This is a genomic window from Lentzea guizhouensis (genome assembly GCF_001701025.1).
In the GTDB taxonomy this organism is placed as follows: Bacteria; Actinomycetota; Actinomycetes; order Mycobacteriales; family Pseudonocardiaceae; genus Lentzea; species Lentzea guizhouensis.
Window position 1 is genome coordinate 7059347 of record NZ_CP016793.1, and the last position, 23083, is coordinate 7082429.

Here is a 23083-nt window from a genome sequence, read left to right on the forward strand (position 1 = left end):
GTTCCAGTTGTTGAAGACGCGGTTCTGCGAGACGTTCGGGGTCGAGCACCCGATCGTCCAGGGCGGTATGCAGTGGGTGGGCACGGCCGAGCTGGTCTCGGCCGTCGCGAACGCGGGCGCGCTCGGGTTCCTCACCGCGCTCACCCAGCCGACGCCCGAGGCGCTGGTGCGGGAGATCGCGCGCTGCCGGGAGATGACGGACCGGCCGTTCGGCGTGAACCTGACGATCCTGCCGTCGATCACCCCGCCGCCCTACGACGAGTACCGGCGCGCGATCGTCGAGTCGGGTGTGCGGGTCGTGGAGACCGCCGGCGCCAACCCGCGGGAGCACCTGCCGGAGTTCCACGCGCACGGCATCAAGGTGCTGCACAAGTGCACCAGCGTCCGGCACGCCGTGAAGGCGGAGGCGATCGGTGTCGACGGCGTGAGCATCGACGGTTTCGAATGCGCCGGCCATCCCGGTGAGGACGACATCCCGGGCCTGGTCCTGATCCCCGCGGCCGTCCGGCGGCTGTCCATCCCGGTGATCGCCTCCGGTGGTTTCGCGGACGGCCGCGGCCTGGTCGCCGCCCTCGCCCTCGGCGCGGAGGGCATCAACATGGGCACGCGGTTCCTGTGCACGCGGGAGGCCCCGGTGCACCAGCGCGTCAAGGAGCAGATCGTCGCCAACAGCGAGCTCGACACCGAGCTGATCTTCCGGCCGCTGCGCAACACCGCGCGGGTCGCGGGCAACGCGGTCAGCCGCAAGGTGGTCGAGATCCTGGACGAGGGCGGTGAGTTCCCGGACGTGCGCGACCTGGTGGCGGGCGTGCGGGGGCGGAAGGTGTTCGAGGACGGCGACCTGGACGCGGGGATCTGGAGCGCGGGCCTGGCGCAGGGGCTGATCGACGACATCCCGACGGTGCGCGAGCTGGTCGACCGGATCGTGGCCGAGGCGCGGGAGCTGATCACCGGGCGGCTGGCCGCCGTCTGCCGGTGACGTCCGGCGGGGTCGAGCTCCGGCCGGGGACGTGCGGCACGCGGATGAGGACGGGATCGCGTTGCTGCCGGAACGGCAAGGGTGACACCCGCTAGAGCAAGAACACCGCCACAACGCCGACGACGATGATCGCGATCGCGCGCCACTGGTACCGCTCCGTCCTGGCCACCTCCTCCTCGGTGGCCGCGTCTTCGCCGCGGAACTCCGCGTCGACCATGAGCTCGGGCCGGAAGTTCGTCGCGAGCCACGGGACGACGGCCGCGGCGCCGATCATCAGCGCCGCGGCCGTCAGCGGGAACCCCTTGGCCAGCGCACCGCCGAAGCCGCCGACCGGTAGGAGAGCCGCAGTGCCCACCAGCACCAACGCCTTGTTCCTCGGCAGCTTCAAGGCGTAGCGGAGCAACAGGGCCGCCCACGCCGCCAAAGCGAGTCCTACCGCGACAGCGGGTGGGACCGTGACACCGGCGAACACCCGTCCTCCCGCACCACGTCCGGACCTGTCTCGGCAAAGTGGTCAGGATGATAGGCGGCCCGCGGGCTCAGCGGTGCGCGATCGCGAAGTTGTCGAACGCCGCCCCCGTGCCGAACACGCGCACCCCGTTCGCCCCGGACGCGAAGCTGCTGTCGGTCACCGAGATCTTCGGTGTCGCCATGTCCCCGACGTACACCTTGATCGTCGACCCGATCGCCTCCACCCGCAGCCGGTGCGCCACGTTCGGCCGCACGGACACGGGCGCCGACGCCAGCTGCGTCCAGTTGTTGTCCGCCTTGCCGAGCACGACCCGGCCGTTCCCGGTGATCCCCGCGTAGTAGCCCCGGTAGCTGTCCGTCCCGGTGGTGGCCTGGGAGACGCGGAACACCACGCCGCTGTCACCGGCGGCTGACCGCGGGATCACGTCGACGTCCTGCACGAAGTTCGAGAAGTTCGTGTCCAGCAACGACTTCCCGCCGAACGACGAACCCGTCTCGTACCGGCCGCCGCGTGCTGCCCAGGTGCCGCCGTGCGTCGTCCAGCCGATCGCGTTGTTGTCGGCGAAGTTGTCCTTGACGCGCATGGTGACCGGCTGGATGGTGCCGTCGGCGTTGAACGTCATGCGGTCGTAGGCGAGCTGGCGGTCGTTGGCACCGGTGCGGCTCAGTGGGCGGCGGTGGTAGGTGATGTACCAGATGTCGGTGCCCGGTACGTTGATCACGCCGTTGTGACCGGAACCCCTTGCCACGGCGGGGTCCTGGCTCAGCACGCGGCCGAGCTTGGTGAACGGGCCGGTGGGGGAGTCGGAGATCGCGTAGGCCACGGCGTAGTTCGGGCCGGTCCAGCCGTCCTCCGACCACATGAAGTAGTACCTGCCGTTGCGCTTGAACATCTGCGCGCCCTCGGTGAAGTTCGCCGGGGTGATCTCCTTGTACGTGCTGCCGTCGGCGAACGTGCCGAGGCTCGTCATGTCGGCGTTGAGCTTGACGACGTTCGCGTGTCCCCAGCCGCCGTAGTACATGTAGGCCTGGCCGTCGGTGTCGATGAAGACGTCCTGGTCGATGGGCTGGGCGCCGTTGACGAACTGCGCGATCAACGGCCTGCCGATCGCGTCCCGGTACGGGCCCTCGGGCCTGTCGGCGACCGCGACGCCGATGCCGCCGAGCTCGGAGTTCGACTGGATGTCGTTGGCGCCGAAGTACAGGTAGTACTTGCCGTTGCGCTGCACGGGGGCCGGTGCCCAGACCGCGCGGCGGGCCCAGGAGACGGACGCGGTGGTCAGGACGTTGGGGTGCTTGGTCCAGTTGACCAGGTTGGTCGAGGAGAACGCGTCGAGGTAGGTCTGCTCGTCGTAGGGACGGGACGAGGTGGGGAAGACCCAGTGCCTGTTGTCGTAGAACGCGGTGTCGGGGTCGGCGTACCACCCGTCCACGAAGGGGTTGCCGGCCTCCGCCGTCGCGAAGTCGGGCACGGCGGCCGCGGACGAGGCCACGGCGGGCACGCTGCCGAGCAGCAGGGCGGCTAACGCGGAGGCGACGATCCTGGAGGTCAACGTCTCGTCCAATCTGCCGGGATACAACGTTGTAAGCACCGTGTGTGATCATCCAAACACCCGTGGCTCAGCGGTGTCCAGCGTTCCGGGGCGAATCTGTCCTGGACAGCAATCGGTCGCGCCGTTGACCGCGTGCCGAGCGCTCCGAAACCATGAGAGCGTTCCCACGACGCGGGGGTGGTCGGCGTGCTGAGCTTCTTCGTGGCCTTCCTGATGGTGTTGACGCCGGTCTCGCCACCGCCCAGCACACCACCCAGCACACCACCCAGTGCGCCGTCGTCGCCCGTGGTCGCGGCCGCGGTGGTGTGCGTGCTGTCGTGCGACACCCGCGATCCCTCGCAGGCCGGCCAGGAGACGTTCCCGGTGCCGGAGAGGCAGATCAACGGCCGGCGGCTCGTGCTGCACGTGTCCGACCGCGACGGCATGGCGTGGGGGAGCATCGACAACGGCCGCACCGGCGACTCGGTCTGGCTGGACCGGTCCTGGGACGGCGGCGCCACGTGGGAGGGTCTGCTGGGCAGGGCGAGCATTCCCGGCGCGTGGACCGGCACCAGAACGTTGATGTACAACGTGACCGACCCCGGCCACCACCGCCGCGGCCTGATCCGCGCGTGCGGTGACGCGGCCGCCGTCGTCTGCACCGGCTGGATCTACCCGACCGTCTGCGACGTGCTGTGCGACCGGACGAGCGCGAGCCAGGCCAACGGCGCCACGCAGCCCGTCCCGCCGACGACCCTCTTCGGCCGGGTCATCCGGCTGCAGACCGACCTCAACGGCATGGCGTGGGGCACGATCGAGGCGGGCGGGCCGGGTGACGAGGTCTGGCTCGACCGCTCGTGGGACGGCGGCGCGAGCTGGCCGGGCGGCGCCTCCCTCGGCCGGGTCTCGACACCGGCCAGCGCGACCTCCTCGCGCACCGCCATGTTCGCCACCCGAGACCCGCGCGGCCGCCACTTCGGCGGAGCCGTGCGCGCGTGTGGCCGGGAAGCGGCTCATCAGGAAGGCAGCTGCACGGCATGGGCACGGCCCGTACCGACGAGAGCGCGCGCTGCCGCCGATGCGCTGCTCTACTCCTACGACCCGTACACGGCGTGGTGGCCGACGAGCTGGTGGAACTCGGCCACGACGCTCACCGCGGTGATGGACTCCGGCATCCGCGACTACGACTGGGTGATCGCGCGGACGTTCGACGTCAACCGCGTCCCCTTCCCGGCGGGCCAGCGCAGCTCCGACCCGGTCGAGGGCGACTTCATCAGCCGCTCGATCGACGACAGCGCCTGGTGGGGCCTCACCTGGGTGGCCGCCTACGACCACACCGGCGACCGGCGTTACCTGACCATGGCCACCACGATCGCGACCTACGTGCACCAGTACTGGGACACGCGCACATGCGGCGGCGGTGTGTGGTGGGACCGCGAACGCACCTACAAGAACGCCGTGACCAACGGCCAGTACCTGCGGCTCACCGCGGCGATCCACCGCCGCACCCCCGGCGACTCGATGTGGCTGCAGCGCGCCCGCACCGCCGCTGACTGGTACCTGGCGAGCGGGATGGTCGGCTCGGCCGGCCTGGTCAACGACGGGCTGACCGGCGACTGCCGCAACAACGGGCAGACGGTGTGGACCTACAACCAGGGGCTGGCGATCGGCGGGTTCGTCGAGGTGTGGCGGGCGACCGGGGACGCTCGGTACCTCGACACCGCACGCCGGCTCGCGGACAGCGCGATCGCGAGCCCGGTGCTGACGCGCGGTGGGGTGCTCACGGAGTCGTGCGACGTCGGGTCGGCGGTCTGTGACGACAACCAGAAGCAGTTCAAGGGCATCTTCATGAGGTTTTTGAACGATCTGGCGCGAGCGACCGGCTCTGCGGGCTACCGGCAGTACGCCCAGCGGCAGGCCGACTCGGTGTGGGCGGCGGACCGGGACGCGCTGAACCGGATCGGGCAGCGGTGGGCCGGGGGCACGCCGAACCAGGTGGACTGGCGGACGCAGGCGAGCGGGCTGAACGCGGTCACCAGCTGACCGACAAACCCGAAACTTCTCAACAAAGTTCTGACCAGCGGTTTTCATGTGTTGCCGGCAGGTGACCGGCAAGCGTCGCTCTTGTGTCCCGCCGCGACCCGTGCCTATATTTGCCCAATCAGTTGTATGTAAGCGCTTACATCACAAGTAGTGACATGTAAGCGCTTACACAACACCGGCAGCGACGACGAGGCGGCAGGCAGCGTGATGGCGAAGCAGCACCAGGTCTCCCCGGAGGCCAAGCCCGCGGGCGCGACGATCTACTCCGTCGCCGAGCGCGCCGGGGTCAGCATCGCCACCGTCTCGCGGGTGCTGCAGGGTGTGGCGGTCGTGGCCGAGACCACCCGGCAGAAGGTGCTGCGAGCCGTCGACGAGCTCGGGTACGTGCCGCTCGGAGCGGCGCGGAGCCTGGCGGTGCGGCACCACGAGGCGCACGGGCTCGTGCTGCCGGAGCTGTCCGGTCCCTACTACGCCGAGCTGCTCATGGGGTTCGAGGCGCGGGCGGCCGAGCTCGCGCAGTCCGTCGTGCTGGTGCTCACGAACAGCCGCACCGACCTGGCCGCGGCGGTGCGGCAGCTCGCCACCAGGGTCGACGCTATCGCGGTCTTCGGGGCGGCGGCGACCTCCCACGACGTGCTCAGGCTGCTGCACGCCAAGAAGCCCGTGGTCGTGATCGCGGGGGAACCGCGCGACCAGGTCGAGGCGGTCACGGCGGAGAACCTGGAGAGCGCGCGCGAGCTGGCCGGGCACGTGCTCGACCACGGCCGGCGGCGGGCGTTGTTCGTCGGCGACCCGGACAGCGGGCCCGACATCCGCGACCGGTACGCGGGGTTCGTGGCCGCGCACGACGATCGTGGTCTCACCGCCGCCGAGCCGGTCAGGGTCGCGTTGCGCGAGGCCGACGGGGCCGCGTTCGCGCAGGAGCTGCTACAAGGCGAGCACGAGGCGGACGCGCTGATGTGCGCCAACGACGAGCTCGCGTTGAGCGTCATGACCACGTTGCAGGACGCCGGGCGGACCGTGCCCGGTGACATCGCGGTGGTCGGCTGGGACGACGTCATGACCTCGCGGTACGTGCGGCCGGGGCTCACCACAGTCCGCCAGCCCGTCCACGAGCTCGGGGCGCTGGCCGCGAGCCGCCTGCACGACCTGGTGAGCGGGGAGCCGGTGCGGACGAACGCGCAGACGTTGCCGACGCAGCTCGTCGTGCGCTCGTCGTGCGGCTGCCCCTGATCACCGTCCACTTCAGACGAACCCAGAGAGGAAGCGGGAAACCAATGGTGCGCAAGACCGCCAAGTCGCTCGCGGGCCTGTCCGCCCTGGTGCTGGTGCTGGCCGCGTGCGGGCGCGGCGACGACCAGGCCGGTGGCCAGTCGGCTGCCGACATCTCCCAGGGACCCGCCACGGGCACCATCACCGTCTGGGCCATGGGTGCCGAGGGGGAGAAGCTCCCCGCGCTCGCGAAGGAGTTCGAGGACGCGAACTCCGGTGTCGACGTCCAGGTGACCGCCATCCCGTGGGACGCCGCGCACAACAAGTTCACCTCGGCGATCACGGCCGGCCAGGCGCCCGACGCGGCCATGGTCGGGTCGACGTGGATGGGCGAGTTCGCGGGCATGAACGCGCTCGACCCGACGCCGTCCTCGATCGACAAGGGCGCGTTCTTCGACGGTGCGCAGCGCACGACCGAAGTGGACGGCACCTCCTACGGCATCCCGTGGTACGTCGAGACGCGGCTCATCTACTACCGCAAGGACCTCGCCAAGACGGCCGGGTACGAGACGCCGCCGAAGGACTGGGCCGGCCTGAAGGACATGGCGAAGGCCATGCAGACCAAGGCGGGTGCCAAGTTCGGCATCGGGCTGCAGGCCGGTGGCACCGGGTCGTGGCAGTCGCTGCTGCCCTTCGCCTGGTCGAACGGCGCGCAGCTGACCAAGGACAACGGCGGCGCCTACAACTTCGACAGCCCGGAGATGAAGGAGACGCTGGAGTACTACGGCTCCTACTTCTCCGAGGGCATCGCGGACAAGGAGGCACCCGCGCAGCCCACGACCGAACCCGACTTCGTCAGCGGTCGCGTGCCGATGTTCATCTCCGGCCCCTGGATGATGTCCGCGGTGGAGAAGCTCGGCGGTGAGGGCTTCAAGGACAAGTACGACGTCATGCCGATGCCGACGAAGAAGACCTCGTCGAGCTTCGTCGGCGGCTCGAACTTCGTGGTGTTCAAGGAGACGAAGAACCGCGACTCCGCCTGGAAGTTCGTGAAGTGGCTGACCGAGGCGAAGACCCAGGTCAAGTGGTACCAGCAGTCGACGGACCTGCCGTCGGTGAAGAGCGCGTGGCAGGACCCGGCGCTGACCGCCGACACGAAGCTCGCGCCCTTCGGCAAGCAGCTCGACACCGCGCAGTCGCCGCCCACCTTCGCCACCTGGGAGCAGGCGATCACCGCGCTGGACACCGAGGTCGAGAAGGTCGCCCGCTCCGGCGCCGACCCGGCCGGCGCGCTGAAGGCGGCCCAGTCCTCGGCCGACTCCATCGGTACCGGCAAGTGAGCTCGCCCGTCGCGGTCCGCCGCCGCGGGGCAGAACGGGCGGCGTGGTTCCTCATCCTCCCGTTCTGCCTGTTGTTCCTCGTGTTCACGGCGTGGCCGGTGGTCCAGTCGCTGTTCATGAGCTTCACCGACACGCGCAACCGCGACCTGCGCACGCCGTTCGCGGTGGAGTTCGTCGGGCTCGAGAACTTCCTGAAGGCGTTCGCCGACCCGATCTTCCGCACGGCGGCGGTCAACACCGCGTACTTCGTGCTGGTCGGCGTGCCGCTCACGCTGGCGATCGCGCTCGCGGCCGCCGTGGTGCTGGACAAGGGGATCAACCGGTTCCGGGCGTTCTTCCGGCTCGGCTTCTACACCCCGGTGATCACCTCGATCGTCGCGGTCGCGGTGGTGTGGCGGTTCCTGCTGCAGGACGAGTTCGGCCTGATCAACACCGTGCTCGGCTGGGTCGGGATCGACGGGCCCAACTGGCTCGGCGACCCGGACTGGTCGATGCCCGCGCTGATCCTCATGGCCGCGTGGCGCAACTTCGGCACGGCGATGATCATCTTCCTGGCCGGGCTGCAGGCCGTGCCCGCGTCGCTGCACGAGGCCGCGTCGATCGACGGCGCCGGGGCGTTCAGCAGGTTCCGGCACATCACGCTGCCGCTGCTGCGCCCCACGATCCTGTTCGTGTCGGTGACCACGGCGATCGGCTACCTGCAGTTCTTCGAGGAGCCCTACGTCATGACCAACGGCGGCCCGCTCAACTCGACGATCTCCGCGTCGATGTACGCCTACCGGCAGTTCGGGTTCGGCAACTACGGCTACGCCTCCGCGATGAGCTACCTGATCTTCGTGGTGATCGCGGTCGTCACCGCGCTGCAGTTCCGCCTGCTGCGGGAAAGGGGCTGATGATGACCGCCAAGAACCGCTGGTGGCTCTACGTTCCGCTCAGCCTGGCGTTGGTCGCGGTGGTCGCGCCGTTCGTGTGGATGGTGCTCGGCAGCTTCAAGGGCGAGGGCGAGATCCGGGCCAACCCGCCGACGTGGCTGCCCTCGGCGCCGTCGCTGGACAACTACACGCAGCTGTTCTCCCGCCTGCAGTTCGGGACGTACTTCCTGAACTCGGCGATCGTCGCCGTGGTGGTGACGGCGGGAAACCTGCTGTTCTGCTCGATGGTCGGCTACGCGCTCGCCAAGCTGGAGTTCCGGGGCAAGCGGACGTTGTTCGCCGTCGTCATGGCGACCCTGATGATCCCCGGCGTGGTGACGTTCGTGCCGCTGTACGTGCTCGTCGTCAACGCGGGGCTGGCGAACTCGTTGCCCGCGCTGATCCTGCCGTTCCTCGTCTCGCCGTTCGGCGTGTTCCTGATGCGGCAGTTCATCGCGGGGCTGCCGGGTGAGCTGCTCGACGCCGGACGCGTGGACGGCGCGAGCGAGGTGCGGATCTTCGCCAGGATCATCCTGCCGCTGTGCGGGCCCGCGCTCGCGACGCTGGGCATCCTCACGTTCCTGGGGAGCTGGAACAACTTCCTGTGGCCGTTGGTGGTGGCGCAGCAGGAGAGCGAGTACACGCTCCCCGTCGCGCTCGCCCTGTACTCGACCGGGCAGAACTCCATCCAGTACGGCCTGCTGCTGGCCGGGGCCACCATCGTCGTCGTGGGTGCTGGCCGTGTTCCTGGTCTTCCAGCGGCGTTTCATCGAAGGCATCGCGACCACCGGCATCAAGTGAGAGGCCCGCAGTGGATCCAACTGGAGGGGGAGCCCCGTGACATTCACCCGCCGAACACTCCTCATCGGCAGCGCCGTCGCGCTCGCCGTTCCCGCGTCCGCCACGGCCGCGTCCCGGCACTTCGACCCCGCCAGGGTCCGGGGCTGGGCGAAGGACACCTGGCGCAGCCTCGTCGCCATGACCCCGGCGAGCACCGGCCTGCCCGCCGACAACATCCCCGAGTCGCTCGCCGCCTCCGACCGCTCCGGCTACACCTCGCCGACCAACATCGGCGGCTACCTGTGGTCGACGGTCGTGGCCCGCGAGCTCGGGTTCATCTCGAAGGACGAGGCGTCACAACGGCTGGTCCGCACCTTGTCCACTCTGGACCGGATGGAGCACCACGTCCCGAGCGGCATGTACTTCAACTGGTACGACGAGGAGACCGGGGAGGCGTTGCGGGCCTGGCCTGGCACCGGTGCCGTCGTCCACCCGTTCTGCTCCAGCGTCGACAACGGCTGGCTCGGTGCCGCGCTGCTCGTCGTGGCCGGGTCCGACCGCGGCGCTGCGGCCTTGGCGCGGCGGATCTTCGCCAGGATGCGCTGGGACTCCTTCTACAACCCCGGCGACGATCCCGCGCACCCCGCGGTGCGACCGGGTGGCCTGATCCACGGCGGGTTCTTCCCGTTCGACCACGACCGGCCCGGCGGCGTCTACCAGGGCACGCACATCGGCGGCGACCCCGTCTGGCTGACCAACCACCACTACGACACCACGGTGTCCGAAACGCGGATCACCAGCTACCTCGGCATCATCACCGGTCAGGTGCCGCCGAAGCAGTACTTCGCGATGTGGCGGACGTTCCCGGCCTCGTGCGACTGGTCGTGGCACGAGATGCAGCCGGTGGGGGAGAACCGCACCTACTACGGCATCGACGTGTTCGAGGGCGCCTACACTTACCGCGGCATGAGGATCGTGCCCGGCTGGGGCGGTTCGATGTTCGAGGAGCTCATGCCGGACGTGTTCGTGCCGGAGGCGAAGTGGGCGCCGCGCTCGTGGGGCCGCAACCACCCGTTGCACGTCCGCGCGCAACGCGAACACGGCCTGCTGGAGGCGAAGTACGGGTTCTGGGGCTTCAGCCCGTCCAGCAACCCCGCCGGCGGCTACCGCGAGTACGGCGTCGACGCGCTGGGTCTGGGGCCGGGCAACGAGCCGGGCAACGGCGCCAACGGCTACTTCTCCGACCAGGAGATGACGAACTACGACGTCGGCTTCGGCACCTGCCGTCCCGCCACCGCACCGACACCGGTGTACGGCTACGGCGTGGTCACCCCGCACGCGGCGTTCCTCGCGATGATGCACGAACGCGACGAGGCGTACACGAACCTGCTCAAGATCCAGCAGGACCTGCGCGCCTACGGCAGGGGCGGGTTCTTCGACGCCGTCGCCGTGCGGTCGGGCACCATCGCGCGCCGCTACCTCTCCCTGGACCAGGCGATGGTCATGGGAGCGATCGGGAACGTCCTGTGCGGGGACGTGGTCCGGCGGGCGTTCGCGACCCCGGCCGTGGAACGCGCGCTCCGCCCGGTGATCGGTGTCGAGGAGTTCGGCGCGAGCCGAGTCTGAAAACTGCGTTGGAGGTAAAGGCATGCAGCCCGTGCGGCTGATCTCCGAGGACGGCGTCGAGTACCGCGACCTCAACGGCAACGGCGTCATGGACCCCTACGAGGACCCACGACTGCCCGTCGCCGAGCGGGTCGAAGACCTGCTGGGGCGGTTGTCGCTGGAGGAGAAGGCAGGCCTGCTGTTCCACACCGTCATCGAGGCGGGCGAGGACGGCACGGTGAAGGAGGCCCCCGGCGCCATCAGCAAGTCGCCGACCAGCGTTGTGGTGACGCAGAAACACCTGTCGCACTTCAACGTGCACGCGTTGCTCGACGCGCGGATGGCGGCGCGGTGGCACAACAACCTCCAGCTCGTCGCCCAGAGCACCCCGCACGGGATCCCGGTGACCATCTCCACCGACCCGCGGCACGCGTTCCTGGAGAACGCCGGGGTGTCCTTCACCGCCAAGGCGTTCTCCCAGTGGCCGGAGTCGCTGGGGCTGGCCGCGTTGCGCGACCCGGCGCTGGTGGAACGGTTCGCGGACATCGCGCGGCAGGAGTACGTGGCGGTCGGCATCCGGTACGCCCTGCACCCGGCAATCGACCTCGCCACCGAACCGCGCTGGGCCCGGCAGGCCGGCACGTTCGGGCAGGACTCCGAGCTGACGGCATCGCTGGCGGTCGCGTACGTGCGCGGGTTCCAGGGTGCGGAGCTCGGACCGTCGTCGGTCGCGTGCACCAGCAAGCACTTCCCGGGCGGTGGCCCGCAGAAGGACGGCGAGGACGCGCACTTCCCGTACGGCCGCGAGCAGGTCTACCCCGGCGGGCGGTTCGACGACCACATGGCGCCGTTCAAGGCGGTCGTGGACGCCGGGACCGCCGCGGTGATGCCGTACTACGGCATGCCGGTCGGCCTGGAGGTGGACGGCGAGCGGATCGAGGAGGTGGGCTTCGGCTACAACCGCCAGGTGGTCACCGGTCTGCTGCGCGAACGGCTCGGGTTCGACGGCGTGGTGCTCACCGACTGGGAGCTCGTGATGGACAACCACGTCGGCGACAAGGTGCTGCCGGCGCGGGCCTGGGGCGTCGAGCACCTCGACGCGCACGGCCGCATGGAGCTGATCCTGGAGGCGGGCGCGGACCAGTTCGGTGGCGAGGAGTGCGTGGAGGTGCTGCTGGACCTCGTGGCGCAGGGCCGGGTGAGCGAGGAGCGGATCGACTCGTCGGCCCGCCGGGTGCTCGCGCTGAAGTTCCGGCTGGGTCTGTTCGACAACCCGTTCGTCGACGAGGACCGGGCGGCGGAGGTGGTGGGGCGGCAGGACTTCCGCGACGAGGGCCACGCCGCGCAGGCCCGGTCGGTGACGGTGCTGCGGTCGGGTGCGGACGCGGCGGGGCTGCCGTTGCGGCCGGGGTTGAAGCTCTACGTGGAGAACGTGTCTCCGGAGGCTGCCGCCCGGCTGGGGACCGTGGTGGCGACACCGGAGGAGGCCGATGTCGCGCTGGTGCGGCTGATGGCGCCGTTCGACCCGAGGTCTGATCTGTTCCTGGAGTCGTGGTTCCACCAGGGTTCGCTCGACTTCCCGCCGGGCCTGGCCACCCGCCTGGCCAGGATCGCCGCGGTCTGCCCGCTGGTGGTGGACGTGACGCTGGACCGCGCGGCGGTGCTGACCCCGTTGCTCGACGTGGCCTCGACCCTGGTGGTCAGTTATGGCAGCACGGACGAGGCACTGGCCGACGCGCTGACGGGGGTGGTCCCACCGGAGGGCCGGCTCCCGTTCGACCTGCCGCGCTCGATGGAGCAGGTGCGCCGCCACCCGGAGGACGTGGCGGGCTACGACGACCCGCTCTTCCCGTTCGGCCACGGGCTGCGGCCATGACGGGCGGCGTGCTCGTCACCGGTGCCTCGCGCGGCATCGGCCGCGCGACGGCCATCGCGTTCGCCGAACGGGGCCACCGGGTCGCCGTGCACTACAGCAGCCGTCGCGCCGACGCCGAGGACACGCTCGCGTTGTTGGCCGGGGACGGGCACGCGCTGATCGGCGGTGACCTCGCCGATCCCTCGGTCGCCCGCCGGTTGGTCGCGGAGGCCGTGGACCGGCTCGGCGCGGTCGACGTGCTGGTCAACAACGCCGGCGTGGCACCGACCGAGGGCAACCGGCACCGCATCGGCGAGGCGGCGTTCGAGGGCTGGACCGACGCGTGGCAGTCGATGTTCGCGGTGAACCTGCACGGCGCGGTGAACACGACCTGGGCGGTGGCCCAGCACCTGATCGACCGGGGCGCGCCGGGCAGCATCGTGAACGTGGGCTCGCGGGGCGCCTTCCGCGGCGAGCCGGACCACCCGGCGTACGGGGCGAGCAAGGCGGCGCTGCACGCGTTCGGGCAGTCGGCGGCGATCGCGCTGGCACCGCACCGGATCTCGGTCACGTCGATCGCACCGGGCTTCGTGGCGACCGAACGGCAGGCGGGGAAGCTCGCCGGGCCAGGGGGTGACGCGGTGCGCGACCAGAGCCCGTTCGGGCGGGTCGGGACGCCGGCGGAGATCGCGTCGGCGATCGTGTACCTGGCGTCGCCGGAAGCCACGTGGTCGACGGGGGCGGTGGTGGACCTGAACGGGGCTTCGTACCTGCGCTGACGCTGCGGGACGGGGTCGCAGGTCGGTGGGCGGCGCGGACGTGGCGGGGAGGAACCGCCGGGTGGGCGTGGTGGTGGGGCTTGGCCGGGTTCTTCCGCCTGCGCTGCGCCGTCACAGGTCCGCGAGCGGCACCGGCCTGCCCAGCAGGAACCCCTGCGCCAGATCGCACCCGAGCCCCCGCAGGATCTCCAGCTGCTCCACCTGCTCGACCCCCTCCGCGATCACCGTCATGTCCACCGCGTGGGCCATCGCGATGATGCTCGTGACGATCGCCTCCGCCTCGTCCGACCGCCCCAGCCCGGTCGTGAACGAGCGGTCGATCTTCAGCGTGTCCAGCGGCAGCGTGAGCAGCTGGGCGAGCGAGGAGTACCCGGTGCCGAAGTCGTCGATCGCGAGCTTCACCCCCAGGTCGCGCAACGCGGCCAGGGTGCGGGCGGCCAGCGCCGGGTCGCGGGTGAGAGCGCTCTCGGTGATCTCCAGGCACAACGAGCTCGGCTTCAACCCCGCCTTGTGGGTGGCGTTGCGGACCGCGGACACCAGCCACGGGTCGTCGAGCTGGCGGGCCGAGAGGTTGACCGTCAGCTCCAGTTCCGGTGCCAGCTCGGCGATCTCGCGGGTCGCGGTGTGCAGCATGTGGGCGCCGATGATGTTGATGAGATCGCTCTCCTCGGCGAGCGTGATGAACTCGCCGGGCGCGATCAGGCCGTAGCCGGGGTGCGACCAGCGCAGCAGGCCCTCGACGGCGGTGCGGCGGTCGGTGTGGAGGTCGACGATCGGCTGGTAGGCGACCCAGAGCTCGTCGCCCATCGGGGCCATCCGCAGGTCCTGTTCGAGTTGCAGGCGGCGTTGGATGCGTTCGCGCAGCTCGACGTCGAAGAACGCGATCCGGCCGCGGCCGTTCGTCTTCGCCTGGTACATGGCGAGGTCGGCGTCGCGCAGCAGGTCGGCGCCGTCGCGGGGGTCGCCGGGGTCGGCGAGGACGATGCCCACGCTCGCGTCCACGTGCAGCTGGCGGCCGTCGACGGTGATCGGGCGGTTGAGCTCGGCGCGCACGTGGTCGGCGAGGGCGGTCGCCTCGTCCGGGCCGGTGATGCCGTAGGCGATGACGGTGAACTCGTCGCCGCCGAGCCTGCCGACGACGTCACCGCGCCGCGAGCTGCGGCTCAGCCTGGTGCCGACAACCCGCAGCACCTCGTCGCCCGCGCTGTGGCCGAGGGAGTCGTTGATGACCTTGAACTTGTCCAGGTCGATGAACAGCACCGCGGTGAGGCCCGACCGGTGGGACCGCGCGGCCGGGCTGAGCCGGTTGATGGTCACCGTGCGGTTGCACAGGCCGGTCAGCGCGTCGTGCGTCGCCTCGTGCTCCAGCTGGTTGTCGATCATGCGGCGTTCGGTGATGTCGGTGAACGACACGACCGTCGCGGACGGCAGCATGCCGTCCTGGGACAGGGCGCGGGCGCTCAGCGACAGCCAGACGTGGCTGCCGTCCGGGCGCAGCGAGCGCAGGATCCGGCCGTGCTGTGACCGGCCGGTCGCCCTGGTGTGGGCCGACGGGTACTGCGAGCGCGGGACCGGCTGACCGGACTCGTCGTGCAGCTCGGCCAGCGACGCCGGCTGGCCGATCACCTCCTGTGCGCGCACGCCGAGGATCCGTTCGGCCGCCGGGTTGACTGACTCGACGAGGCCCGTGCTGCCGACGACCAGCACGCCCTCCTCGATCGCCGCGACCACCGAGGTGAAGTGGTGCTCGGCCCGCCTGCGGGCGGTCTCGTCGGCGCAGATCAGCACGTAACCGTCGTCCATCTGCGCGACCGACACCCGCACCGCGAGCGTGCCGCCGTCGGACCGCCGGTGCACGGCGTGGACCACCCCGCCCGACTCCAGCACCTCCACCGGGTCGAGCGGCGCACCCACCACCGCGCTGATCGGCTGCCCGACCGCGTCGGCCGCCGGACGGCCGTAGACGTTCTCCGCGCTGCGGTTCCAGCTCGTCACGACGCCGGCGGAGGTGGTGGCGATCAGCGCGTCGCTCACGTGCGCGGCGAGCGCGGCCTGGTAACGCAGGTTCGCCGCGGCGGCCTTCTGCTCGGTGACGTCCCGCATGATCACCTGGAACGCCGGCCTGCCCTCCCAGGTGGTGCGCACGGAGACCGACTCGATGTCGGTCGTGCTGCCGTCGAACCCGACCAGCACGGCCTCCGACGGCTCGCTCGTCGCGCCGGGCACGGTCAGCTTCGCGATCCGGCTCAGCATCTCCGCCTGCGAGTCGGCGTGGACGAACCCGGTGATCGGCCGGCCGATCAGGTCCGCCTCCGACCGCGCCCGCACGAACCGCACGGCAGCCGGGTTCGCGTAGACGAGCACGCCGGCCTCGTGCACGACGATCGCCTCGGGTGCGAGGTCGACGAGGAGCCGGTACCGGTCGGCGAGGTCGGCGAGCTCCTGCTGCTGGGCGTGCCGCCTGGTCACGTCCGCCACGACGCCGACCAGCGCCCGTGCGGTGCCGCGGGTCGAGATGCGGGCGCGGAACTGCAGCCAGCGCCTGCCGGCCGGGGTGTCGAGGGGTTGTTCCAGCTCGAAGTCCTGCCACGCCGCTGCCGCCTTCACCGCCACGGTCAGCGGGGCGGCCAGCTCGGCCAGCCGGGCGCGCACGACCTCCCGGTCGGCGCCGGGTACGCCGATCACCGCGTCGAGGCCGGGCAGCCAGCCGAGCTCGTCCGCGTCGAGGTCCAGCCACCACACCACGGCGGCGCCGACCGACAGCGCCAGTTCGACCAGCAGTTCGTGGTCGAACCCGGTGTCGCCGGTCAGGCCGCTCACGTCGTGGCTCCAGATCCGTCTGGCGTGAACATGGGGTGCCGTTATATCCCGTCGCCGCGGTGACCGCTTGATCAGGGTTCGGTCCGGAAAGTCCACAGTGGACTTGAAGGCCGTTTCGCTGTGAGGTGGTTTACACCGTTATCCTTGGTGGAAGAGGTGTCGGCCCTCGGTGTGGGGGAGCTGGATATGGTCGCGCTAGGTGTGGGTATCTGCGGAATCGGCGTGGTCAGCGCGTACGGGTGGAACCGCCGGTCGTTCTGGGAGGGACTGATGAGCGGCAAGCCCGCCGCCACGGTCGTCCCCGAGCTGAGCCGGTTCCCCGGTGACACCGTCTGGGCCGCGTGCGTCGGCCAGGGCGGTGACCCGCTGGACGGGCCGAGCCGGTTCGCCCAGGCCATGCGAGCCGCCGCGAGGGAGGCGGTCGAGGACGCGGGCACCCGCGGCTGGCAGCCCGGCAGACGGGTGGGGCTGCTGCACGCCGTCGTGCTGGGCGAGGTGGACCTGTGGCGCGAGTTCTACGTCACGCGCGGTGGTCAGCTGCCGGTGCACGACTACCTGGCGTTGATGCCGTCCACGCCGATGTCGACGTTCATGCAGGAGTACGGTTTCCACGGTCCCGCGATGAACGTCTCGGCGATGTGCGCGTCGGGCAACGCCGGACTGATCACCGCGAAGGCCTGGCTGGACGCGGGAATCGTCGACGACGTGGTCTTCGTGGCGACGGATCTGTCCCTCACCCCGGAGAACGTCTCGCACTTCGTGCGGCTCGGCGTGGCCATCGTGGACGCGGAGCCGCTCGACGCGTGCCGGCCGTTCCAGCAGGGCAGCAGGGGTTTCGTGATGGGCGAGGCGTCCGTCGCGTTCGTCCTGTCGAGGCGGGCCACCAACCCGTACGCCCTCACCCTCGGCGGCGCGATGTCGCACGACGCGTACCACGTGACGTCGATCGACCCGCGCCTCGACCAGATCACCACCTGCTTCAGCGACGCGCTGGACAACGCCTCGGTCAGCGCGGCGGACGTGCGGTACCTCAACGCGCACGGTCCCGGTACCGCGCAGTGCGACGCCGCCGAGGCCGCCGTGCTGGAGCAGCTGTTCGCGCCGGACACCGGGATCTACTCCGTGAAACCACTCACCGGGCACTGCCAGGGTGCGGCCTCGGCGATCGAGGTCGCCGTGACCGCGATGGGATACGACACCGGCACGATTCCGGCGCCACCGGTCGTCGCACCCGGACACCCGCGCCTGCTGGACGGGCCGACGCCGGTGGTGGACGGGTTGACGATCAAGTCGTCGCTGGGGATGGGCGGGCACAACTCGGCGGTGGTGCTGGCGCCGCCCGCCTGACCAGACGGGCGGCGCCGGTGGCTCACGGCTTGGTCAGCCGCACCAGAAAACCGTCGTGGTCGGTGTAGCGCAGGCCGTACCTGGTGGTGCTGACGAACGCGAGGTCGTTGGAGAACACGACGTGCTGCACGGAGCCGTCGCCCTTGCGGACGTGGCCGGGCGGCACGCACTTCTGCGCGTTCTCCGGGTCGGCGGTGTCGTACTCCAGGTTGAAGTCACCGCCGACGACGGTCTTCCCGCTGATGCCCTCGGCGGTCCGGATTCCGGGGATGACGTCGAAGAGCAGTGACCGGCACTGGGCGAGCGCGACCGGTTCGCTGCTCGCCGACAGGTGCGTCGTGCAGCTCAGGTGGTCGCCGACCGCGTAGGCGCAGGCGTACGAGCGCTGCTCGTTGCCGCTGTCCTGGGTGGCGTACCTGCCGGTCCACGTCTTCACGCCCCGGTAGGCGGCAGCGGACACGCGGCCGAGCACCGCGTTGCCGTAGTCCTGCCCGTTGGCGCACTTCACCGGGGTGCCGGTGTCGCGCCGGATGGCGGGGGAGAAGACCTGGTAGATCCGGTCACCCGGCCACGCCCGGGCCAGTGCGGGGGCCAGCCGGTCGGGGACGTCGCCCGCACAGATCTCGTTCAAGGTCACCACGTCCGGTCGCACCTGGACGATCAGGTCGGCGGCCTCGGGAACCGAACGGCCCTGCTGGTAGCAGCCGGCGATGCCGCTGTTGCAGAGGTTGAGCTGCAGCTCCCAGAACCTCTCGGCGGCTGCCGCGCTCGGTGCGGTGACGGTGCTCAGCAGTGCCAGTCCTGCTGCTGTCAGTGCCAGCCTCTTGAACGCGTTCCCTCGTGCCATGGTGCCCCCTGTCATCGCGCGTGGTCGTCGTCCCGACGAAGACCGGGGTGGTCCCTGAGCTGCCTGCGCGAGATCACCCCGAGTTTCTGGAAGATAGCGCGGAGGTGGGCGTCGACCGTGCGCTTGCTGATGAACAGTTGGGTGGCGACCTCGTTGGAGGTGGCGCCGGCGGCCACCAGCCGGGCGACGGCGAGCTGCTGCATCGTGAGCTGGTCGTGGGCCGGTGCGAGTGGACGGCCGACCCGGTGCCCGGCGGCGCGCAGCTGCTCCTCGGCACGGGCGGCGAACGCCTCCGCTCCCGCCGCGGCGAACAGGTCGTGGGCGGTGCGCAGTTCGTGCAGGCAGTCCTTCCTGCGTCCCCTGCGGCGCAGCCATTCGCCGTAGAGCAGGTGGGCGCGGGCCTGGTAGGGGCGCAGCGGGGCGTTCGCGAGGCAGTCGACGGCTTCCCGGTAGTCGTCCTCCTCGCCGGTCACCAGACCCCGCGCGTACGCCGTGACGCCGTGGCCGAGTGCGGTTCCGGCTGCCTGCGTGCGTTCGGTCAACGCGTCGAGCGCCCGTGCGGCCTCGGCGGGTTCGTGGCACTTGACGGCGGCCTCGACGAGCTCGGGCAGGGCGGCCCCGGTGAGGAAGAGGTCACCGTGCTCGGTCGCCCTGCGGGCCGCGGCGAGGGCGGCCGGGTGGTCGGCCAGGCCGTTGTGCAGCACCGCTGCGCTCCAGTGCAGGCTGGCGACCTGTTCGGTACCGGTAGCGGTGGTGCCCAGGGCGAGCAGGTCGAGCGTCTCCTCGCGCCGGCCCCTGACCGCGGCGAGGTGCAGGCGGTGGTGCAGCAGCGGGGGTTCGCCCACCGCGTCGGCGACCGCGGCCTCCTCGGCGGTCGCGGCGAGCGCCTGGCCCAGGTCACCGGTGAGGGCGGCGGCCATGGCCTGCTGGGAGAACGCGAGCCGCAGCAGCGGCGGCGAGCCCGACTCGCGGCCCGTCTTCACCAGCCACTCGGCGATGGCGAAGTGGGTGTCGAGGTCCCACAGCTCGGTGCTGATCATCGACGCGAGCGCGGGACGGCGGCTCCACAACGGCCCGCCCTCGGCGTGCAGCGCGGTCCTGAGCAGCGGCAACGCCGTCCGGTAGCCGTCCTCGGTGAGGGTGAGCAACGCCGCCAGGAGGTCCGGTTCGCGCGGTGGCGGCGCGGTCCTGGCGGCGGTGAGCACCTCGTCGACCACGCCACCGGCCCTGCCGACGACCAGGCTCATCTCCAGGGCGTCGAGGAAGCAGTCCCGCGCCTGCTCCGGGGCCGGCTCCGCCAGCCGCCGCGCCGCGCTCACCGTCCACGCCGGACCACGGCCGTCACCGGGCCTGGTGAACGCGATCCGGCCGCGCAGCAGGTCGGCGTGCGCTCGCTGGAACTCGTCCAGGACACCGGCGTCGACGGTGGCGAGCAGGTCGGCGCCCGGTCGGTGGCACCGGCCTCGATCAACGCCCCACCGCGGTCAGCGTCCTGCCGGCACGCCGCCGCGGGTCGAGTGAGAGCGCGACCGCACGTTCCAGGAACGCCGCCGCTGCCGCGACACCGCCGGACCGGGCCCGTGCCGCGCACTGCTCCAGGTCGCGACGTCCTCGTCCGGCCCGGCGCTCGCCTCCGCGCGGTGCCACGCCCGCCGGTCAGGAGCCGTGTGCGGGTCGGTGGCCTCCGCCAGCGCGGTGCGCCGAGCGGCGCACGCCGTCGGGTGCGGCCCGGTAGACCGCCGAGCGCGCCAGCGGGTGGCAGAAGCGGATGCGCGCGCCGAACTCGACCAGCCCGGTCCCGGCAGCTTCTCCGCTGGCTGCCGGGACGTCGACGCCGAGCGTCGTGGCGGCCGGCCACAGCAGGGCCGGGTCACCGGTGGGGTCGGCGCCGGCGATCGTGAGCAGCAGCCGCGCGCCGTCCGACAGCCCGGCGAGCCGGGCCTGGAACTCGTCCTCGATCCGGGAGGGCACCGAGGAGACGGCGAAACCACCGGCGAGCGGGAGCTCGAGCAGGGCGAGCGGGTTGCCGCCGGCCTCGGCGATGATCCGGTCGCGGACCCGGTCGTCGAGCGGGAACGGGTGCCGGGCGGCCAGCAACGCCTTGGCGTCCTGGTCGTTCAAGCCGCGGATGGTCAGCCGCTCGAGCCCGGCCATCTCGCTGACCGGCTTCGGGCCGCTCGTTCCGCCGCCGGCCCTCGACCCGGTGGTCTGGCTGACCGGCTTCGGGCCGCTGGTCCCGCCGACGCTGTGCCGCTGCAGCCCGGTCGACTCACCGACCGGCTCCTGGCCGCTCGTCCCGACGCCGCTCGGCTGCTGCGGCCCGCTCGTCTCGCTGACCAGCTTCGGGCCGCCGGTTCCGCCGACGTTTTGCCGGTGCGAGCCGGTCGTGTCGCTGGCCGGCTTCTGGCCGCTGGTTCCGCCGCCGCTCGACTGCTGCGGCCCGGTCGTCTCGCCACCCGGTTGCCAGCCGCTCGTCCGCCGCCGCTCCACCGCTCCAGCCCGCTCGACCCCCGACCGGTTCCCGGAGCGCGACCAGCACCGCGACCGGGTCCGCGCCGACCCGGCGGGCGAGGAAGGCCAGCGCCCTGGTCGTGGCCGTGTCCAGCCACTGCGCGTCGTCGACCACGCACAGCACCGGCCGCCGCCGCTCGCCGCCGTGACGAGGTCGAGCACCGCCAGCCCGACCTGCAGCGGCTGCGGCGTTCCCCCGACGAGTCCGAACGCGATGCGCAACGCATCGCGCCGCTGGGCCGGCAGCTCGGCTAGGTGGTCGAGCACCGGGACGCACAGCTGGTGCAGCCCGGCGTAGGGCAGCTCCCGCTCGAACTCGGCCCCGGTCGCCCGCAGCACCTGGAACCCCGACGCCGCCCGCACCGCGTGCGCCAGCAACGTGCTCTTGCCGATCCCCGCCTCGCCGGTGATCACCAGCGCACCACCACGGCCGGCCCGGGCGGCGCGGACGAGCTCGTCGACGCGGTGTTCCTCGTGGCGGCGGCCGGAGGTGGTCACGGTGCTCATCCTCGCTGGCGGGACCTCACCCGGTGGGCACCGGTCCCTGCCGGCGGCCCTGCGCGAGGAACCGGTGGACGATGAAGTACTCGGCCACCAGCACGTTGCCCAGCAGGGACAGCCACGCGCTCACGGTGTAGACCTCCTTGTACTCCAGCCAGTCGACCGAGTCCATCAGCGCGAGCAGCGGCAGCTGGTAGAGCCGCAACGTCACCGCGGCGAACGTGAGCGTGTAGTTGCGGATCATCCAGATCCGGTGCAGCTGCACCTCGCGCCGCCGGATCGTCAGGTACGCCTTCGCCGCCGTGTACAGCCACGCGACGATCAACACGAAGAACGCCACCTGCAACGCGAACCCGCTCTTCGTCACCGCCGACGAGTACACCGCGGCGATCGAGGCGACGATCACCGAGACCAGGTAGACCCGGCCGGTGACCCGGTGCAGCCTCGGGTAGCGGGTCCGCAGCTTCGGCACGAACTGCCACGGCCCGGTGACCAGCGCGACGCCCGCGGGCACGGCGTGGATCACCAGGCTCGTGTAGTACCCCGGCGTGATCCGGTCGAGGTTCGGCACCGTGGTGCCGCCGACCAGGTAGGGCGGCACGAAGAGCGCGGCGGTCACGAGGGCCAGCACGGCGACCAGTCCCCACAGGAACCACCACCAGCGCCTGCTGACGGTTCGTGACATGACTGCAGTGGACATGCTGTGCTCCGGCTTCGTGCGTGGGAAGTGACGCGATCTTCAACCCCGGCACGTGCCCACCACATCGGCACAAGTTGCCTATTCCGGCGCCTTCGGCACCGCGCGGGTCACCGGCGCGGTTCCCAGCGGAACATCCGGGACGCGAGCGCCGCGGCCACCACGACCCACGCCAGCGTCGGCGCCAGGAGCAGCAGTGAGTCCGCCGGCGCCACGCCGCCGTTCCAGGCGTTCATGACCAGCTCGGTCGCCGAGCCGCCCGGCAGCAGGCGCTTGAGCAGCGTGAAGTCGTCGGTGCCGGTGATCCCCACCCAGCTCGCGACCGCGACCACGCCGAGGCACACCGGCAGAGTGGTGACCTGCGCGTGCTCGGGGGAGTTGGTGAGGCCGGCGGTGGCCAGTGCCAGGCCGACCATCATGACCGCGGTCGTGAGCACCGCGACGGCCAGCAGGGCGATGTTGTCCGGCACAGTGGTGACGGCGGCGAGCACGGCCATGATCCCCGTGACCTGCACGAGCGCGATCACGGTGGCGGGCGCGACCAGGCCGGCCAGGATGCTCGCGTCGCCGGCCGCGGTGGAGCGCAGCCGCTTGAGGAACAGGTTCTGCCGGCGCGAGGCCAGCGTGGTCACCGAGCTGGCGTACAGGCCGAACGCGCAGACCGTGAACATCACGATCGCCGCGATGTAGCCGAGGCTGGCGATCTGGGTGAAGACGTCGTGCTGGTAGAGGAAGAACGCGCTGACCGCGATCGGCATGACGAAGCTGGTCACGAGCACCGACCGGTTGCGGAAGATCTGGGCCAGCTCGCTGAGGAAGATGGGGAGCACCTGCGAGGTCCTTTCTGGACGGG

19 protein-coding genes and 1 pseudogene are annotated in these 23083 nt (G+C 71.1%); 10 read left to right on the forward strand and 10 right to left on the reverse strand.

All coding sequences use genetic code 11. The features are described from left to right. Positions 1 to 7 precede the first annotated feature (7 nt). Positions 8 to 979, forward strand: a complete 972-nt coding sequence (locus BBK82_RS34165; protein WP_065918666.1) for an NAD(P)H-dependent flavin oxidoreductase — start codon at positions 8 to 10, stop codon at positions 977 to 979. 91 nt (positions 980 to 1070) lie between these two features. Here BBK82_RS34165 and BBK82_RS34170 read toward each other — a convergent pair whose 3' ends face one another. Next, positions 1071 to 1451: a hypothetical protein gene (locus tag BBK82_RS34170; protein ID WP_065918667.1), complete on the reverse strand. Its 381-nt coding sequence runs from the start codon at positions 1449 to 1451 to the stop codon at positions 1071 to 1073. Positions 1452 to 1518: 67 nt separating this feature from the next. Beyond that, a complete protein-coding gene (locus tag BBK82_RS34175; protein WP_154697655.1) occupies positions 1519 to 3015 on the reverse strand; it encodes a glycoside hydrolase family 43 protein in 1497 nt (498 codons plus the stop codon). 174 nt (positions 3016 to 3189) lie between these two features. Between BBK82_RS34175 and BBK82_RS34180 the strand changes: the two genes are divergently transcribed. From BBK82_RS34180 to BBK82_RS34195, 4 genes are all read left to right on the forward strand, one after another. Further along, a complete protein-coding gene (locus BBK82_RS34180; protein ID WP_237047718.1) occupies positions 3190 to 5025 on the forward strand; it encodes a glycoside hydrolase family 76 protein in 1836 nt (611 codons plus the stop codon). 207 nt (positions 5026 to 5232) lie between these two features. Further along, a complete protein-coding gene (locus tag BBK82_RS34185) occupies positions 5233 to 6258 on the forward strand; it encodes a LacI family DNA-binding transcriptional regulator (protein ID WP_065918668.1) in 1026 nt (341 codons plus the stop codon). A 44-nt stretch (positions 6259 to 6302) separates the two neighbouring features. Then, entirely contained in the window at positions 6303 to 7577 is a 1275-nt protein-coding gene (locus tag BBK82_RS34190) for a sugar ABC transporter substrate-binding protein (protein ID WP_065918669.1), read from the forward strand. After that, positions 7574 to 8470, forward strand: coding sequence for a carbohydrate ABC transporter permease (locus BBK82_RS34195; RefSeq protein WP_065918670.1), 897 nt, complete (start codon positions 7574 to 7576; stop codon positions 8468 to 8470). Before BBK82_RS34190 ends, BBK82_RS34195 begins: the two co-directional genes overlap by 4 nt. 28 nt (positions 8471 to 8498) lie before the next feature. Here the strand turns inward: BBK82_RS34195 and BBK82_RS55890 are convergent, their stop codons facing one another. Continuing rightward, entirely contained in the window at positions 8499 to 8633 is a 135-nt protein-coding gene (locus BBK82_RS55890) for a hypothetical protein (protein WP_257785401.1), read from the reverse strand. Between the two features lie 100 nt (positions 8634 to 8733). Here BBK82_RS55890 and BBK82_RS56890 point away from each other — a divergent pair. The 4 genes and pseudogenes from BBK82_RS56890 to BBK82_RS34215 all read left to right on the forward strand — a co-directional run. After that, positions 8734 to 9159, forward strand: a pseudogene (locus BBK82_RS56890) (carbohydrate ABC transporter permease); the annotation flags it as partial. Between the two features lie 166 nt (positions 9160 to 9325). Then, positions 9326 to 10894 carry a glucoamylase family protein gene (locus tag BBK82_RS34205; RefSeq protein WP_065918672.1) on the forward strand — a complete coding sequence of 523 codons (1569 nt, stop codon included), beginning with the start codon at positions 9326 to 9328 and terminating at the stop codon, positions 10892 to 10894. A 22-nt stretch (positions 10895 to 10916) separates the two neighbouring features. Beyond that, positions 10917 to 12749 (forward strand): glycoside hydrolase family 3 protein, encoded by a 1833-nt coding sequence (locus tag BBK82_RS34210; protein WP_065918673.1) that lies wholly within the window; start codon positions 10917 to 10919, stop codon positions 12747 to 12749. Then, positions 12746 to 13507, forward strand: a complete 762-nt coding sequence (locus BBK82_RS34215) for an SDR family NAD(P)-dependent oxidoreductase (RefSeq protein WP_065918674.1) — start codon at positions 12746 to 12748, stop codon at positions 13505 to 13507. Before BBK82_RS34210 ends, BBK82_RS34215 begins: the two co-directional genes overlap by 4 nt. A gap of 111 nt (positions 13508 to 13618) precedes the next feature. On the opposite strand, the gene BBK82_RS34220 is transcribed toward BBK82_RS34215, so the two are convergent. Next, the gene (locus tag BBK82_RS34220; protein ID WP_065918675.1) at positions 13619 to 16327 is read right to left on the reverse strand and encodes a sensor domain-containing protein; all 2709 of its coding nucleotides are present in this window, start codon (positions 16325 to 16327) and stop codon (positions 13619 to 13621) included. A gap of 186 nt (positions 16328 to 16513) precedes the next feature. Here BBK82_RS34220 and BBK82_RS34225 point away from each other — a divergent pair, with 186 nt between their 5' ends. Next, positions 16514 to 17674: a beta-ketoacyl synthase N-terminal-like domain-containing protein gene (locus tag BBK82_RS34225; RefSeq protein ID WP_065918676.1), complete on the forward strand. Its 1161-nt coding sequence runs from the start codon at positions 16514 to 16516 to the stop codon at positions 17672 to 17674. A 22-nt stretch (positions 17675 to 17696) separates the two neighbouring features. On the opposite strand, the gene BBK82_RS34230 is transcribed toward BBK82_RS34225, so the two are convergent. The 6 genes from BBK82_RS34230 to BBK82_RS34250 all read right to left on the reverse strand — a co-directional run bounded on the left by BBK82_RS34230 (position 17697) and on the right by BBK82_RS34250 (position 23060). Further along, a complete protein-coding gene (locus tag BBK82_RS34230; RefSeq protein ID WP_065918677.1) occupies positions 17697 to 18521 on the reverse strand; it encodes an endonuclease/exonuclease/phosphatase family protein in 825 nt (274 codons plus the stop codon). An 11-nt stretch (positions 18522 to 18532) separates the two neighbouring features. Continuing rightward, entirely contained in the window at positions 18533 to 19840 is a 1308-nt protein-coding gene (locus BBK82_RS53055) for a helix-turn-helix transcriptional regulator (protein ID WP_065918678.1), read from the reverse strand. Positions 19841 to 19988: 148 nt separating this feature from the next. Beyond that, positions 19989 to 20168 (reverse strand): hypothetical protein, encoded by a 180-nt coding sequence (locus tag BBK82_RS53060; RefSeq protein ID WP_218920419.1) that lies wholly within the window; start codon positions 20166 to 20168, stop codon positions 19989 to 19991. Between the two features lie 9 nt (positions 20169 to 20177). Next, positions 20178 to 21539 carry an AAA family ATPase gene (locus BBK82_RS54820; protein WP_065918679.1) on the reverse strand — a complete coding sequence of 454 codons (1362 nt, stop codon included), beginning with the start codon at positions 21537 to 21539 and terminating at the stop codon, positions 20178 to 20180. 16 nt (positions 21540 to 21555) lie between these two features. Next, a complete protein-coding gene (locus tag BBK82_RS34245) occupies positions 21556 to 22218 on the reverse strand; it encodes a DUF2306 domain-containing protein (protein ID WP_237047719.1) in 663 nt (220 codons plus the stop codon). A 122-nt stretch (positions 22219 to 22340) separates the two neighbouring features. After that, entirely contained in the window at positions 22341 to 23060 is a 720-nt protein-coding gene (locus BBK82_RS34250) for an ABC transporter permease (protein WP_065918681.1), read from the reverse strand. Between the last annotated feature and the right edge of the window lie 23 nt (positions 23061 to 23083).